Origin of the sequence: Moorena sp. SIO3H5 (assembly GCF_010692395.1) — a bacterium.
Classification (GTDB): domain Bacteria; phylum Cyanobacteriota; class Cyanobacteriia; order Cyanobacteriales; family Coleofasciculaceae; genus Moorena.
In genome coordinates this window covers 1-15,164 of record NZ_JAAHHS010000169.1, presented here as the reverse complement: position 1 = coordinate 15,164, position 15,164 = coordinate 1, and the positions used below count along the sequence as shown (strand labels likewise).

The 15,164-nt window shown below is 43.9% G+C and carries 13 protein-coding genes and 2 pseudogenes; 8 read left to right on the top strand and 7 right to left on the bottom strand.

Annotation, left to right across the window (positions count from 1 at the left end):
• Nucleotides 1–509 (top strand): annotated as a pseudogene (locus F6K52_RS18795) (hypothetical protein); the annotation flags it as partial.
• Nucleotides 510–667: 158 nt separating this feature from the next.
• On the opposite strand, the gene F6K52_RS18790 reads toward F6K52_RS18795, so the two are convergent.
• Complete coding sequence (locus F6K52_RS18790) at nucleotides 668–1,444, bottom strand: endonuclease/exonuclease/phosphatase family protein (RefSeq protein ID WP_293080773.1); 777 nt, start codon at nucleotides 1,442–1,444, stop codon at nucleotides 668–670.
• A 645-nt stretch (nucleotides 1,445–2,089) separates the two neighbouring features.
• Entirely contained in the window at nucleotides 2,090–3,241 is a 1,152-nt protein-coding gene (locus F6K52_RS18785; protein ID WP_293080770.1) for a SpoIID/LytB domain-containing protein, read from the bottom strand.
• A 125-nt stretch (nucleotides 3,242–3,366) separates the two neighbouring features.
• Here F6K52_RS18785 and F6K52_RS18780 point away from each other — a divergent pair, with 125 nt between their 5' ends.
• Nucleotides 3,367–3,618: a hypothetical protein gene (locus F6K52_RS18780; RefSeq protein WP_293080767.1), complete on the top strand. Its 252-nt coding sequence runs from the start codon at nucleotides 3,367–3,369 to the stop codon at nucleotides 3,616–3,618.
• Here the strand turns inward: F6K52_RS18780 and F6K52_RS18775 are convergent.
• Both F6K52_RS18775 and iscB read right to left on the bottom strand, forming a co-directional pair.
• The gene (locus F6K52_RS18775; protein WP_293080764.1) at nucleotides 3,602–4,333 is read right to left on the bottom strand and encodes a phosphorylase; all 732 of its coding nucleotides are present in this window, start codon (nucleotides 4,331–4,333) and stop codon (nucleotides 3,602–3,604) included. The genes F6K52_RS18780 and F6K52_RS18775 overlap by 17 nt on opposite strands.
• Before the next feature lie 70 nt (nucleotides 4,334–4,403).
• The gene (gene iscB / locus F6K52_RS18770) at nucleotides 4,404–5,675 is read right to left on the bottom strand and encodes an RNA-guided endonuclease IscB (RefSeq protein WP_293080761.1); all 1,272 of its coding nucleotides are present in this window, start codon (nucleotides 5,673–5,675) and stop codon (nucleotides 4,404–4,406) included.
• 731 nt (nucleotides 5,676–6,406) lie between these two features.
• On the opposite strand from iscB, the gene proX reads away from it, so the two are divergent.
• Nucleotides 6,407–8,389: a glycine betaine/L-proline ABC transporter substrate-binding protein ProX gene (gene proX / locus F6K52_RS18765; protein WP_293080758.1), complete on the top strand. Its 1,983-nt coding sequence runs from the start codon at nucleotides 6,407–6,409 to the stop codon at nucleotides 8,387–8,389.
• Between the two features lie 515 nt (nucleotides 8,390–8,904).
• The gene (locus F6K52_RS18760; protein WP_070393896.1) at nucleotides 8,905–9,357 is read left to right on the top strand and encodes a helix-turn-helix domain-containing protein; all 453 of its coding nucleotides are present in this window, start codon (nucleotides 8,905–8,907) and stop codon (nucleotides 9,355–9,357) included.
• A 152-nt stretch (nucleotides 9,358–9,509) separates the two neighbouring features.
• Here F6K52_RS18760 and F6K52_RS18755 read toward each other — a convergent pair whose 3' ends face one another.
• The gene (locus tag F6K52_RS18755; protein ID WP_293080755.1) at nucleotides 9,510–10,571 is read right to left on the bottom strand and encodes an AEC family transporter; all 1,062 of its coding nucleotides are present in this window, start codon (nucleotides 10,569–10,571) and stop codon (nucleotides 9,510–9,512) included.
• A 5-nt stretch (nucleotides 10,572–10,576) separates the two neighbouring features.
• On the bottom strand, nucleotides 10,577–11,491 hold the full coding sequence (locus F6K52_RS18750; RefSeq protein ID WP_293080752.1) for an iron-containing redox enzyme family protein: 915 nt from the start codon (nucleotides 11,489–11,491) through the stop codon (nucleotides 10,577–10,579).
• 299 nt (nucleotides 11,492–11,790) lie between these two features.
• On the opposite strand from F6K52_RS18750, the gene F6K52_RS18745 reads away from it, so the two are divergent.
• From F6K52_RS18745 to F6K52_RS18735, 3 genes are all read left to right on the top strand, one after another.
• Complete coding sequence (locus tag F6K52_RS18745; protein WP_293080749.1) at nucleotides 11,791–12,648, top strand: IS5 family transposase; 858 nt, start codon at nucleotides 11,791–11,793, stop codon at nucleotides 12,646–12,648.
• A 296-nt stretch (nucleotides 12,649–12,944) separates the two neighbouring features.
• Complete coding sequence (locus tag F6K52_RS18740; protein WP_293080746.1) at nucleotides 12,945–13,082, top strand: hypothetical protein; 138 nt, start codon at nucleotides 12,945–12,947, stop codon at nucleotides 13,080–13,082.
• A gap of 136 nt (nucleotides 13,083–13,218) precedes the next feature.
• Nucleotides 13,219–13,407 (top strand): hypothetical protein, encoded by a 189-nt coding sequence (locus F6K52_RS18735; RefSeq protein ID WP_293080744.1) that lies wholly within the window; start codon nucleotides 13,219–13,221, stop codon nucleotides 13,405–13,407.
• Between the two features lie 8 nt (nucleotides 13,408–13,415).
• Here the strand turns inward: F6K52_RS18735 and F6K52_RS18730 are convergent, their stop codons facing one another.
• Nucleotides 13,416–13,559, bottom strand: coding sequence for a hypothetical protein (locus F6K52_RS18730; RefSeq protein ID WP_293080741.1), 144 nt, complete (start codon nucleotides 13,557–13,559; stop codon nucleotides 13,416–13,418).
• Nucleotides 13,560–14,152: 593 nt separating this feature from the next.
• Between F6K52_RS18730 and F6K52_RS18725 the strand changes: the two are divergent.
• Nucleotides 14,153–15,037: pseudogene (locus F6K52_RS18725) on the top strand (reverse transcriptase N-terminal domain-containing protein); the annotation flags it as partial.
• Nucleotides 15,038–15,164: the final 127 nt, after the last annotated feature.

The following is a 15,164-nucleotide window of genomic DNA, read 5'->3' as shown; positions in this document are numbered from 1 at the left end:
CAGCTTATCTTCGTGCCAAGTTGTGGCAGTTTTCTCTGGCAACCAGTAACCAGATTATGCTGGCGATTGGGTTAGGGAGTGTAAACTTCGTTTTAGCCTTAGTCCTCGGTTCCCTGTTAAAGGGGGGTGAGATTGCTGCACAGCTAGGAGGGTTTGTAGTATTTGTGGAGCTAATTTACCCTCTGCTATTGGCTTATGGCGTAGGATTCTTGACTATACCGTTGCTTCGATATTTCTGGGTTCAGCGGAAAAAGAAACAGATTGAAGCTCAGAATCAAGCACGGCAGGAAAATGCGATCGCACTTAATGAGGCGGATGAAGCTTTACAGAACAAGATTGCCTATGCACAACAGTTTGCTTCTCAAAATGTAATTCGGGAAGAGGATTTGGTTTATAGCAGTGAGAAGGATTTATTAGATCAGGATATAGAAAGAAAAGACCAAATTGATGCCGAGTGGGAACAGCGCTTAGAATTGGGGTCTACTCAGAATCTTGATATAAATAACTAATTAGTAAGCATTTAGCAGTCAGCGGTCAGCGGTCAGCGGTCAGCGGTCAGCTTTGTGGAACAGGCTTCGAGGTCGGATTCAACAAATGGTTACGTTTTTGATTCAAAATCTAACTTCTAACTTCTGACTTCTAACTTCTGACTTCTGACTTCTGACTTCTAACTTCTGACTTCTGACTTCTGACTTCTAACTTCTGACTTCTGACTTGGGCGTAGCGCTATATCAGTAATTACTGGAAGATGATATGAACCAATATCAGGGCCAGTTCTCATCTTGATAACCTTAACATCTCGACTGACTAAACAGTGGTCTACAGGAATAGCTAACCAAGGGTTTGCTGGTGAAAATTGTGATAGGGTTGGTAGAATCCCAAACCCAGCACGAGCGTCACGCAATCCCGAACTTTCAATTAGACGTTTATAATAGGGTGACCACATCGTAACGTTTAAATCACCAATTAGCACCACTGGTTTTTCAATTTGTTTTATATAATCCCCAATCTCCTCTTCTAAATCTTGATTGCGCCACTGCCAACCTTGCTCTCCCAAATCCCCTTGCTTCCCAAAATAAAATTGTGGATAGGAGTGAGTAACAATTACTGAAGCCTCTGCACCAGCAATGCTTAAATCTAATTTGACCAAACCACGAGATTTTCCGTGTTCCAGAATTTCTGATTCTTGTAATGGTAAACGACTGTATACTTCGATATTAAGTTCTGGAATACTTATAGTATAGGGTAAAATCTCCCTTAACTCTTCTAATTGTTCAGGCCAAGGGTCTTTGGCTTCTAAAAAAGCCGCAATAGTCGGCTTTTCTTCTTTGACCAAGGCAATAGCATCACCATACTGGGTATTGGAAAACGAGACATTGAACAGAAACAGACCCATGGGTTCACCAGAAGCGCCAAAGCTTAGTTTAGGAATATACCAAGGCATGATTTCTGTCAAGTTTATCAATAAGCAAAATAACGTGACTATCAACCAAAATTTGCGGCGAGTTAGGGCAAAATAAATTAATGGTAACAGCCCTAATAACAAATATTGATGTTTAAAATGAGTCGTGAATTCTAAGTAGATGTTATCTCTAAAAAAATAGCTAGTTACGGAGAGTAAAGTAACAACAATAGTTAAAATTATAAATAACGATAAAATCCAGTTGTTTAATATCTTAACCAATGGATTATCTATTGATTTAGTCATAAAGTAGATATAGCAATTATACGACTTGTGAGGTACAAATTTCTGGTTTTTAGGGAGCAGGGAGCAGGGAGTAGGGAGCAGGGAGCAGGGTTTTAAGATTTTTTACTAACTTGAGCAATAGGCATTTTAAAGCAACACTAGCCTACTTCAAACTAGCCCTTATCAAGGGGAGCATGTCACCTTTGTAATTAGGTAAATAGATCCCCCCTAGCCCCCCTTAAAAAAGGGGGGAATTAGATTAAAAAGTCCCCCTTATTAAGGGGGATTTAGGGGGATCCAAATCAGGGATTAACAAAATTGACATGCACTCCTTATCAATACTCCCTACTCCCTACTCCCTGCTCCCTACTCCCTACTCCCTATTCCCTTTGCTATTTGATATCAATCAATCTGGGATAGTTGAGCACTAGAGTAATAGTGACTCAAAATTTGTAGATAATTCAATCCTCGACGGGATAAGTTGTAGGCTCCCCACTGACTTAAGCCCAATCCGTGACCATAACCACGACCGTTGAATTGGAAACCATTTTCGGTTTGAGACACGGTAAACAACCGACTTTTCAGACCTAGGATTTTGCGTAATTCCTTACCCTTAATCGTCTTTGTATTGCTACTGCCTTCTACTTTAAGAGTGATAACTCTGCCTCGGGGTGTCCTTTCCACTGGGGTCATGGCGATAATATTACCAACACCAGGAATCTTCTGGCTCAGTTGACCAGCAGAAAAGCTTTTTGTCCACTGGTAGACTGGTGTGCCCTGATCGTAATCAGGTACACCCTGTAGATAAGGAATCGGTTCACTCCACCAAATATCTTCTACATTTTCTGTATGTCCTCCAGAGGCAGAATGGAAAACAGCGAGAATCACTTTATTACCATACGTCATGATCTGTCCCGCTGTGGCATTCACCGCTTGATGAGTGCTGGCTGTTTCGCTATTTAGACCTTTGTAAACTTGCCAACGCTGGGTATCCCCTATGTCATAGATATCGCTCTTGGATTTGCCCCGTTGATGGAGCACATAGGAACGAGCTGCTACTGCTTGGGCTTTCAAGGCTTCTATCGGCCAACTGGGACTCATTTCTGCGCCAATCACGCTATAGAGATAGTGTTCTAAATCAACATGGTTGACCGCTGTTAACTTATTCTCAGAACTAACTAGTCGAGTGCGTCCCCGATACCAGCGATCGCCTATCCAAACATAACCATTGTCTTTCGGTTCAATCCAGAGGGATTTCCCTTGCCACTGACCTAACTTAATTCCACTACCGTTAGTTTCCGCAGTCATACCCGCCATGGCTTTTAAGTCTCCCACGGCTTGACCTGTCCCATCTCGAACAATCGCTGTGGTGGAACTCCCCAAGGTTACCTGTTTGACACCTTGCTCAACCGCTATCCGCAGTTCTACCGCTGCCTGAACTGGTGCAATGAGAACCATCCACAATAAAAAAGAGAGCCACCAATGACGCCCTCCTTGAACAATGATTGACTTGAGCATAGTTACAATAAAGATGGGAAAGCCTTTTGATGCCATATTTACTAGTTACTGATTATTTATACGAAGAGGAATCTTCTTGTCCTGATTAACAGCGATTCGATCTTACTCCCAGTTGTTCCAATTAGATTTATGTTGTTGGGGTGCATCTCATATTTGAAAATGTGTCCCACGGGCAAGATGCCCGTTCCACACCACACCACGGGCAAGATGCTCGTTCCACTCCACACCACGGGCAAGATGCCCGTTCCACTCCACACCACGGGCAAGATGCCCGTTCTACACCACACCACGGGCAAGATGCTCGTAACACACCACACCACGGGCAAGATGCCCGTTCCACACCACACCACGGGCAAGATGCCCGTTCCACCGACCGGGTCAAACAACCTTACTCTATTAAGAGAAAAGTCTAAAACTTAATTCCTCTAAGACTTTCAACCCTCGTAGGGAACCTCGAATTAGTCGAGTAGCTGCTATTGGTTGCTTTAGCATACCCATGGCTAAGGGGAAGGGTTTCAGTGACCCATCAGCACTAATGGCTGGGGTGAGGTCTGGGATATTGTAGTAGCTATCATCACTAATTACTCTTACCATTGCTACAGCAAATCCTTTGGGATTAAGTACCGATAGGATAGCAAATCCTTCCATATCAACTACATCAGCTTGGTAGCTCTGACCAAGTTGACGCTTTTCTAAGCTAGAGGAAATTATGCGATCGCTACTCAATCCCCTGACTAAATTAGCCTTGTTCCCCAGTTGCTGCTGAACTAAGCTACTCAGTTGGCTACAGCACTGTTGCACCAGCAGTGGTTTAGATCTATCTTGGTTTCGGTCGAGTGCAACACAATCGTTATACACAACAATATCACCAACGGAATAGTTAGGAGATAAGCTGCCACACAAGCCCATTAGCACTACTTGAGGTGGGGAGTGCTCAGGAAAATTTGTTGGTGTTTGTAACCATGTTTCTAGATACTTAGTTACAGGCTCTTCTCCTATCGGAATAGATAGAATCATCGGTTTAGGACGACTAGTAATCTGCTTGATTCCTCGACAAATTGCTTGGTATTCTGCTCCTTGAGGAACAATAATGATCGTGACCGGAATAGTTAGTTGGGATATGTTCATCTATCCGCCTTTCTGGAGACTCCCGCTATAATCTTTGACCCACGCGGTGAGAGGAAAGGGAGGACAGGGTCTAGTTTGTATAAGCATAACCATCCTTCCTGTGAATAAATTGGCAATATTTGTGACTAATTCCTTGTACCAGCCCTAATTTAGTTGAGATGTTGAAAGATCCTGATTTTCGAGTGGCTACTCGCCCAACGTAAGTACCGACCTTCTTTCCTTTAGTCACCACGGCGCGGACAATATCTCCTGTCTGAAAACCTTTGTGAAACTTGATTCTGGAGCAATGACGAATAGGAAAGCCATACTTGTTGGTTCTACAGAGCTGACGAGTACCGTGTCCCTTGGCAGTTATTATCAAAGGATGGGTTACTTCAACAATCAATGTTTCAACTTTTCCAACATTGGCCGCATCCAACCAATGAGTTTTGGGAAGATTTTGGCGGCACCTATTGAATTTTGTTAATCCGCCGCTACCCACTTCAACAGGCAATCCTATTGATTTCAATTCGTGGTACAACTTCCAGCGAGTTGAATTGACAGAAGCCGCATCAACCAGGGGGCGTTTAGCTTGACTCAGTATACGTTTCAAGATACTAGGCTTCAAAGACAAGAAAAGCTCAATGTCTTGGTTAGATTTAGCCTGGTTACATGGATGACAAGCAATGGTCAAATTAGAAGCCCGATCGGAACCACCTTTAGATTTAGGTTTAATGTGTTCAATTTCTAGCTGAATACCTGTTGCTCCACAATAAGCACATTTGCGATTCCATTTTTCAAGTAAATATTCCCGAAGTTCGTAACCGTAAAGTGTACCCTGCTGATACTCAATCCCAGAGATTTCAGGATTTTGCAGTTTTTGAGTGTCAAATCTGACTAACTCTTGAGATATGCCTGCAACAGGACATAGTCGAGTCAGTTTTTTAACCCAAGTTAAAATATTTTGAACTCTAGACATCAGACTAGGGGGTAGCCAACCTTCTGGTCTGGTTCTATTAAGAAATCTGGGCTTGCGGTATCGAGTTTTTCGATTCCGTCTACTGCTCCTTAATTGCCTACGAAAGTTCAAAGCATCTCGTATTTTAAAGCCCCTATGGGTAAGTTCGGCTCCCCAGATTACTCGTTCCCCTTGGACAATAGCTAGACCGCTTGTTTTTGCGCCAGGGTCTATTTTTAATTGATGCTCGTGAGTGATTGGTTCCTTTATTTCCTCCCTCAAAACTATGGTGAATGGGTAACGACGATAGACCTTTGCTTTACCCGTTGAAAGCAAAATTCTTGCTCTTGCAGGTTTACAGGGGTCTAAAGGTTGTAGGTTATTATTGAGTACAAATACACGCATAATTGTGCATTCTCCTATTGCTAGGGTAAGGTTAGCTTCGTCAATGTTATTTCTCGGTACTTTCCCAATTACACTGGCCTAACTCAACTACGCCTGTTTAATAATTGGGTTCTAGAGCTGGGGACTAGCTACGTATCCCCAGGTAGGAATTTAAACGCTTAAAAATAACGTAGTTCTCTAAGAACTCAGACTGGTCAACTAAGAGCTTTCACAAGCTCCCGCTATACTCGTGGGTGAGTTAGCGGTGAGTTATTGACGGAACATTGCTAGTGTTTTACGACGTAATTTTATTATAACAAAAAAATACGAAAAACTAACATATTTTCGTGTTTTTTTGTTATTTTTTTTTACGGATCAGGGAGTATGGAGTGTGGAAAGTTTGGGGATAACTTCTAGATTTTAGCCGAATTAGTGATCGTAAACCAGTAGAGAATTGTGACATTTATAACATTTATGACTTTTTTTTATGGTGCTATGGAGCTATCAGCTAAAGCGCTACGCGCACGCTACGCGAACAGCTGACGGCTGTTCGCGTAGCGTGGCCAAAGGCCTTCCGCTGACGGCTTAGACGATAACTAAAAAAGGAAAAAAAAACGCTGACTAGTCAATCAATTTGCTGATAAATCTGATGCTACCGGAGTTGATATTAGCGATTACCTATCCCTGAAACTATAAATTATCCCCGGTATGATACTATTAATAAAAATACTGGTATTATTGTGTTGAAATCCTTGACTCTATCTGTTTTCATGTTAGCCAAGAGCCAAGGAGGTCTAGATATTGTACTGAACCCCTTTGAGCTTTATACCTTACCCCTCCAGCAGTGGATTACTGCTGCAGTGAATTTCCTGGTTGACAACTTTCGTCCCTTTTTTCAAGGGATTAGTCTACCGATTAGCATCACCCTGGAGAGTATAGAATGGCTGTTGCTATCGATTCCTCCATTAATTTTACTGATTCTGATTGCCTTGATAGCATGGCAACTGGCTGGTGGCAGAATTGCTATTTTTAGCGTTGCTGCTTTGAGCTTGATTGGCTTTTGCGGAGCCTGGGAGCAAGCCATGGTATCTCTTTCCCTAGTACTAACCGCTGTAGTGTTTTGTATGGTGATAGGCATCACTGTCGGTATTGCCTGTGCTAGTAGCGATCGCATAGAGAAAGTGCTGCGACCCCTGCTGGATGCCATGCAAACCCTACCGTCATTCGTCTATCTTGTGCCAGTAGTGATGTTGTTTGGGATTGGTGCAGTGCCTGGAGTAATGGCGACCTGTGTCTTTGCCATACCGCCCCTGATTCGCTTGACTAACCTAGGGATTCGGCAAGTGTCCACAGAGGTGATCGAAGCTGCGATCGCATTTGGCTCAACCCCGACACAAATGTTATTCGAAGTCCAAATCCCCCTAGCCATGCCAACCATTCTGGCTGGAGTCAACCAAGCCATCCTCTTAGCCTTATCCATGTCAGTGGTAACCTCCATGATTGGAGTAGGAGGACTTGGACAGATGGTATTGCAAGGACTAGGTCGGGTGAATGTGGGATTAGCTGCTGTGGGAGGATTGAGCATTGTTCTAATCGCAGTGATGCTGGATCGGATCACTCAGATAGTCAGTCAAGGCAACAACCAAATCCCTTGGTTGAAACGAGGACCAATTGGTTTGGTGCGCTCTTCCACAGGTCAACAACTGGCTTGGGCTACTGTTACAGCAACCATTTTACTGGCACTCCTGGGTTTTACCACTTGGCAACAACCCTCCCAAGCCCAAGTAACTAAAGACTCTACTTTAGCCATGCCTGGTAAAGGGGTCAGCGTACAATCGGTATATAGTAGCTTGCAAGAAGAACAATTCCAAACCGACATTGTAAACATCGGTCTGGAAAAACTTGGTTACACTATCAAACAGCCAAAACAAATTGAATACGTCACCGCACACTTGGCTTTAGGCAACGGCGACCTAGATTACACTGCTGTTCATTGGGATATCGGTCATAGACCCTTTTTTGAACAAAGTGGTGGTGAACAAAAGTTAGAACGAATTGGAGTAATCACCTCTGATCTCTGGCAAGGTTATCAGATTGATAAAAAAACTGCTGATAAATACAACATCACTAGCCTAGAGCAACTCAAAGACCCAAAAATCGCTAAACTCTTTGACTCAGATGGTGATGGTAAAGCCAACTTGATTGGCTGTAATTCCGGTTGGTTTTGTGAAATTATGATTGAGCATCACATTAAAGCTTACGGACTCCAAGACACCGTTGAGCAAGACCAAGGAACCTACTCCGCCTTAATTGTAGATGCCATTACTCGCTACAACCAAGGACAACCAATCCTCTACTACACTTGGACTCCCATGTGGATGGCAGCAGTATTAAAACCAGATCAAGATGTAGTCTGGCTAGAAGTTCCCTTCACTGATCTACCAGAATCACAGAAAGACTTGACCGCAAAAGATACCTCGGTAGATGGGAAAAATCTGGGATTTGCCATTGATCGGATCCGAATCGTAGCTAATAAGAAATTTGCGTCTGCTAACCCAGCCGCGAAGCGCTTGTTTGAACTAATTCATATTCCCGTTCAGGATATCAATGCCCAAAATGAATTACTAAACAACGGTGAAGATAGCTCAAAAGATATCCATCACCATGCCGAAGAATGGATTGAAAACCATCAAGACCTGTTTGATAGCTGGGTCGAAGAAGCTAGAAATGTTTAATAAGCAGTCAGCGGTCAGCCATCAGCAGTCAGCCGTCAGCGGTCAGCCATCAGCGGTCAGCTGTCAGCGATTCCCTTAGGTTGGCCAAGTTTCATCCTCGCTGTTTGAGGTGCTTTCCATCAACCCAACCAAATAATGGTGGGTCTTTTTTTTTAACTATTCCGTTCTGACTCTGATTGAGATTTGTAAGCATTAAGCCGTCAGCCTTCAGCCGTCAGCTTTTAGCTCAGCTACTTGAGATACTGTCAGCAGACTTAACTCAGCATTATTCGAATGCTTACCTCTTTTATTAAAAAGCTGATAGCTGATAGCTGAATGCTTAATGCTGAATACTTACATTAAAGCAATACTTACTTATTTTATTCAAAAGCTGTAGCTGAATGCTGAATGCTGAATGCTGAATGCTTACCTGAAAAAGTCTTTGTAAATAAATATTAACAATAATTGACAAACACCCTCAAAGCTTCTTTTTTAGCTTATACTAGTTATATCGGAATAGTAAAGGAATTCCACTGATGAACAAGTCCGTTTGTACCACTGAAGCTGCTTCTCTCTTAGGTATTTCTTCTCGACGCTTGCGCCAACTCCTCAATGATGGTCGCGTCCGGGGTGCTTATAAAAGCGGAAAATTCTGGATTATTCCGCTGTTCAACAATCTGCCCCAAATCATCGAGAAGAAGCGTGGACCAAAGGGCAAATGGCGTACCACTCGTCCTCCTGCTCTGGCCAAAATCAATGTCAACCGCAATCGCATTGGCAGCAACAATCACAAAACTCCCGAAGAGCGTCAGCCAGTGATTTCAGTAAAACGAAGCGGTGACAATCTCTACGGCAATCAAGTCGAAATCCTTGGTCCTTGTCGGATTGTCTATCAGCCAGATAAGCCACTGAGTTGTGGCGCTCGTCTGTGGATCGAAACCTTCAGTGATATCCATTTTATTGGTGGCAGTTTTCCGGCTACTGCCTAACGCTCATGCAAGTCTTATACCCATGAAGTACAAATCTCTGGGTTTTAGGGAGCAGGGAGCAGGGAGCAGGGAGCAGGGAAGAGGGAAGAGGTAAAAAATAATGTGTACCTCATGAGTCCTAGAAACGCTAGCTTACTTTTGACTTCTGACTTCTAACTTCTGACTTGCACGTAGACTATACTGAAAAAGACCAAAAGGATACTGCCGACTAATCCGAGATGGGACGGTAAGATAAAAAACGCGCTATTAGAAAAAATAATTAAATTCACACCAATCGATATCGGAATAGAAGTGGTCAGTAATCCTAGAGCAAATTCCGTATCAAATGTCGGGTGAGTAGGCCGATGTTTCTCTTGGTCGAGCATATTAATCTGGGAAGCGTACAACAACGGCCACAAACTCAATCCGCTTTGGGGTAAAACTACAGCTAGTAACATTTCTGCCAATGTATCTGGTTTAAACAAAATCAGTACTGCTGCGCTAAACCAGAATCCTGCTGCTGATCGGACGAGTAAAATTAGTAAAATTTTCCGTAATTGTAAGGTTTTCGGCTTCAGAGAAATCCCTACAAAAAACAGAATCATGGGAGTAGTGCAAGCCGCTAACCGTTCCAGAGCCTGCAACATTATTTCTGGGATAAGTGTTTTACCTAGATTTAATGCTCCTATAGACAAACCCAGTAACAAGGCTAAATTTGCTGGCTCTTGGATCAGAGTTAGTCCAATCGTTTTGAATTTGCTGAAATTGATGTGGGCAGTATCAACACTTCGTTGGTGAAGATACATCCCTAAAGCATAAAGACCGATTAGCACAAAACATTTATTACCGACATCTACTAATCCAGCTAGGGCTAGTCCTTGGTCACCTAAAAATTCCTGAGTAAACGGATAAACTGTTAAGCCAGGAGCTAAAGACGCAAACATCAATATCAACGACCGGGCTTTAGCTTTTTCTTTGCTAGGAATCACCAAACCTGTTAATAACCATCCAATTCCTAACAAGAAGACATTAATAGCAAGTCCGAATAGCGGGAGCGAGAGTAACCCTTGACTGATATCAATTTTGATCGTGGATAGGAATAGAGCCGCAGGAAGTAAGGCATTGATAATTAACGTTTTAATAGCACCAACTGCTACAGGTTTTTGAAATTTCCCTTTCAGGGCATAACCAATAGCAATAAAAAGCACCAGCGGGATGACTTTATCAATAGCCAAAGCCCTCAACCTTTACCGGATTGAACAGTGTCTTGACCCAGCAGTACCAATTCTCGATGCAAATCGTCGTAAAATCCCTGACGAGCTCTTACTGCCATTGCCACGCCCTGCCATACTTGCCAAAGGGTTTGGGGAGAATTAGCGGTCTGCTCAATCACATCTAAAATTTCCTCAGCATGGTCTTGATCACAGTCGCAGTGAACCGCAAAGAATTCTTGTCCTTTGGTGGAAATACCCAGTTTTTTCAGACCTGCTAAAATCAGTTGGTTTTCATAGGGTAGGATAGATTCCGTGAAAGCCAGTATCCCCAATCCAAAGGCAGCGGGGTATTGGAAGCAAGCAGTGGTGTAGATTTGCAGGTAGCGTTGGGTTCCTGGTAATAATTCTTGTGATGACTTTGGTAGAGGTATGGACTCACCTACTCCTATCGCTGATAATTCTTCAAATAACTGCTGCCACATTTGAGGATGGGGTTTGCTATGACCAGATTTCCCCGATAATCCGTGTTCTTCATAGAGATTCTTTAATAAAGGGATTCGGGTTTGGGGTGTAGGTAGCTTAGAAGCAACCGCAGTCAGCCAATTGGGGAAACACCAACTAATCAGATAACGCTGGTTGAGCCAAGTTTCTAGGTTACGACTTACGCCAGTTTCCCTGATTAAACAGGATAATCGGGGATGATCAGCAACTTTGACTCCTAATTTTTGATCAGTAGTGGGTACATCCTCTAGGTGAGAGTGCCTTAACGGTCGATCTTGGAAATTCAGCAACCAGGGATGCTGGAGTAGAGCATGATTTCGGGCATAATGGGGAATTTGCTGGGGAGACCCCAGACTTTGGATGGTAGCGATGGAAAAGCTGTTGGGTGATTGGGCTTGGGTGGGTCTATCAAACTCCTGGGGGACCTGTAGAGTCCGCATATATTCTAGAAAGTCTTGCATGACCTAGTTTCACTAGTAGTAATAGTGTTTTTACTGTTAATTACAATCAAACCTTCGTCCCAACAGGATGAAGTTAGCAGATCATGTTAGCACTGGGAAGATTTCATGGCTGTTAAGTCAGCTCAACGGTTTTACTATTCCGATTAAGCACGCATAGATACTGATCAGCTGTTACCCATCTCATTGGGATACTCAACAACAGGCTTAGAGGGATTAAGACTTGCACCCTGTTTGCCTTGTCCTTCTTATCGTTCCCCTTTTTGCTACTTACCTAGGGCATGTCGTCAGTTAGAGAATTGACAACCAGTCAGTGCAGCTATAGAACTGAGGGGAGTCAGGAAAACTCAACTAAGGAGGAAGTAATGCGTCGGTATGCCTTGCGAGATGATCAGTGGGAGCGAATTAAGGATATGCTACCTGGCCAGGAGGGCTGGGTTGGTGGAAATGCCAAAGATAACCGCCTATTTGTTGAAGCCTTACTGTACCGATACCGTGCAGGTATTCCGTGGCGTGATTTGCCGGAGAGGTTTGGCGATTTTCGGTCTGTGCACAAGCGTCATAGCCGTTGGTCGGAAAGTGGTGTGTGGGAACGTGTATTCAAGACACTCTCTGAAGATGCAGACAACGAGTACGCTGCGCTCGACGAACACGATTGTACGCGCTCATCAACACAGTGCTGGTGCAAAAAAAAACACCAGACGATAAACCTGAAACACAAGCAATTGGACGCAGTAAGGGTGGTTTATCTACCAAAATTCATGCCACCTGTGATGCACGCTAGTAATCCCACAGGGTTTCATCTGACCCCCGGTCAAGCACATGATTTGCAGGGAGCTGATGCGTTACTTGATGGTATACATGAGATTGGTGCACTGCTTGCAGACAAGGCTTACGATGCGACAGAGCGGGTGCTCAAACGATTAAAAGAAGCTGACTGCCAAGCTGTCATTCCTCCTAAAGTCAATCGTACTCAACAAAGAACATATGACTTGCACATGTATAAGTGGCGTCATCTGATCGAAAACTTTTTTCAGAAACTTAAGCAATACAGGGCAATAGCAACTCGCTATGATAAAACTGCTCGTAATTTTTTGGGAGCCATTCATCTCGCCGCTTCTGTCATCTGGCTTAACTGACGACATGCCCTAGTCAATCTCTCTTACGCACTTACGCACTATTGCTTATTAAAGCTTACCAAACACTATAAGTAGTAGGGGCACAACCCGTGTGCCCCTACATGTAGATATACTGTATAAGTTATGTGTCGCAGTTTTTTACAAAGCTTGTAGGGTGGGCAAAAACACTTTGGTGGTTTGGAGTTGTCTAGATCATCATAATTTTGCCCACCACTGCCCATTGTTCCTTACTATAGCAATCCTAATTCAAACCTTGCTGATTTATCAGTTGCTGGTGGGCAGTGCTTACATTGACTATGGCTTGCGGATCAGATCTTGCTGATGCACTGCCCACCCTACCGAGGCTGCCCACCCTACCGAGGCTAATTCAATCCTTGCTGAAAAATCTGTTGCTGGTGGGCAGTGCGATCATTCACTATGGCTTGCGGATCTGACTAGCTGATGCACTGCCCACCCTACATCTGCTCTTCCCTTTTCCCTCTTCCCTCTTACCTGCTCCCTGCTCCGAAGTCCCTGCTCCCTAAAAACCAGAAATTTTTACCTCACAAGTCGTAGAATTGCTATAAATGTTTGTTCTGGGGTTATTTGCGTCGCTATGTTTCCGATGGCGGTGACTACATTGATATTCGCAAGGGCATCTCCAATGGATGCCCTCTTTCTCCGCTAATTGGAGCGTTATTTCTTAAGCCTTTGGATGACCGGATGGCACAGCTTGGTTGTTTCTATGTCAGATACATGGGTGCGACCTGGGGGCTATAAGGTGGTTATTAACCATTAGCCGAAAAGCCCCATGATGACAAGACATGAGGAATAAAAACCTCGTCATCTAAACTTCTATCACCATGCTGGTTCAACTCCAGACATCCTGCTATCGGATTGAAAGCATAACCTGCTGGGTAGCGAATGGGCATCAATCCCAGAAGCCAGGTTAAAAGGGGCAACGTGAGGCAGTACACTCAAGTCCTCAAGCAGGTTTCTTATGCGGACGCACAGGAAGGTAATTAAACTCTCGTGACGGACGACCATCCGGCCTATAGGGTTATCGGGTAACGCCGATTAAGGGTACTGATATGGATGGAGGCCCGAGGTTACTAAGGGACAGGGAGGCGGTTGTTGATATCCATGTGTCAATAACGATAGTCATTGCCCTCCCCGGGAGATTTTACCCCGCTAAAAGAGACGTGAAATGGTGAACAGAAGAACAGGAAAACCCCGTGTAAGCTCCTGGCCAAACAGGTCGATACTGGTCAGGTAGTCACCCAAGGCGCATGCTGCACGGGAGTAGGATTCGGTAAGAAGCAAACGCCTCTTAGAAATAAGGTGGATAAGCTGACGTACCGACTGTTGTATCCTTAGAGATTTGCAAATAGGAGTCCGGAATGGTATGTCCAAGACGCATCAGAGGAAGAAACAGAAACAGTTGCCCTTTGGGTTCGATTTGAACCAATGGAAACAACTGAACGATACGAAAATCTATGAGAGCGTGGAATGGAGCGAAAATGACATCGCTCAAGACGTCAGCATCGTACCAGATGTTGAATGGCGTAATTTGGATTGGAAAACAATCCAGCGCCGAGTCTTCAAGCTCCAAAAGCTAATTTATAAGGCGTCCAGTCGTGGCGAAAGAAGCAAAATGCGTAAATACCAGAAGCTTCTAACTAAGAGCTTTCACGCAAGGTTATTAGCGGTTAGACGAGTGACCCAAGACAATCAAGGCAAGAAAACAGCCGGGGTTGATGGCATTAAAAACCTCAAACCCAAACAACGGTTTAATCTTGTTGAACTGTTAAAGAAGTCGCCCAAGAAACCAAAGCCAACCAGAAGGGTATGGATACCAAAGCCAGGTAAGGATGAAAAACGTCCTCTGGGAATTCCAACTATGTACGATAGGGCTTTACAATGTTTACATAAAATAGCCCTTGAACCCGAATGGGAGGCAAGGTTTGAGCCTAACAGCTATGGTTTCAGACCGGGTAGAGCAGCACATGATGCAGTTGGGGCAATATACTTGGCTATAAATAAAAAGCCTAAATATGTCTTAGATGCAGATTTAGCAAAATGCTTTGACCGGATTAATCACAAGGCTCTTTTGGAAAAAATCGGACTATACCCTGGTAGAAAACTCATCAAAAGATGGTTAAAAGCTGGAGTATTTGACGATGAACAATTCCAAGAGACCAATGAAGGCACCCCGCAAGGTGGGGTCATTAGTCCCTTATTGGCTAATATTGCCCTTCATGGCATGGAACAGGCTATCGAGGAATATGCAGCTAACACACCCTATAAGGGGGAAGTATATTCTAAAAACAGAGGAAACCAAATGAAAACAGTCTCAACAAGAGACCGTATTAAAGGTATCAGTCTGATTCGATACGCTGATGACTTTGTAAGTGCGACCTGAAAGGCGCACGGTAGAGTGGGAGACTGTTAAAACCTCCCCAGGCAAGTGTCCGTCAGTCTGTGTCCATCCACTCACGGCGTTTGGAGTAATCGGAATGTCGCACAGCGAGAGGAAA